Origin of the sequence: Longivirga aurantiaca (genome assembly GCF_042660085.1) — a bacterium.
In the GTDB taxonomy this organism is placed as follows: Bacteria; Actinomycetota; Actinomycetes; order S36-B12; family CAIYMF01; genus Longivirga; species Longivirga aurantiaca.
On record NZ_JBHSTI010000013.1, the window covers coordinates 1 to 614 of the forward strand.

At 73.0% G+C, this 614-nt stretch carries 1 protein-coding gene; it reads left to right on the plus strand.

All coding sequences use genetic code 11. The annotated features are described in order from the left end of the window. Window positions 1-614 (plus strand): thiolase family protein (locus ACFQGU_RS15615; protein ID WP_386768488.1); only part of this gene is annotated, 614 nt, incomplete at both ends.

The window sequence follows — 614 nt, forward strand, 5'->3', positions numbered from 1 at the left end:
ACGCCGCCCGCAACACCCTGCTCGCGGCCGGCTTCCCCGAGTCGGTGCCCGGCACCACGATCGACCGCCAGTGCGGCTCGAGCCAGCAGGCCGTGCACTTCGCCGCGGCCGGCCTGGTCGCCGGCCACTACGACGTCGTGATCGCGGGCGGCACCGAGTCGATGTCGCGCGTGCCGATGTTCTCCAACGCCAACGGCGGCGACGGCCCGTTCCCGAGCCGCATGCTCGAGCGCTACAACAACGGCCTCGTCCCCCAGGGCATCTCGGCCGAGATGATCGCCGAGAGGTGGGGCCTGTCCCGCACCCAGCTCGACGAGCTCGCCGTCGCCTCGCACGAGCGCGCTGCCGCAGCCACCGACGCCGGCCACTTCGCCGACCAGATCGTGGGCGTCGGCGGCTTCGCCACCGACGAGGGCATCCGTCGCGGCACCACGCTCGAGTCGCTCGCCGGCCTGCGCACGGTGTTCAAGGAGGACGGCGTCGTCACGGCAGGCAACGCCTCGCAGATCTCCGACGGCTCGGCCGCGCTCATGCTCACGACCTCGCAGAAGGCCGCCGAGCTCGGTCTCACCCCGATCGCCCGGGTGCACTCGGTCGCCGTCACGGGCTCCGAC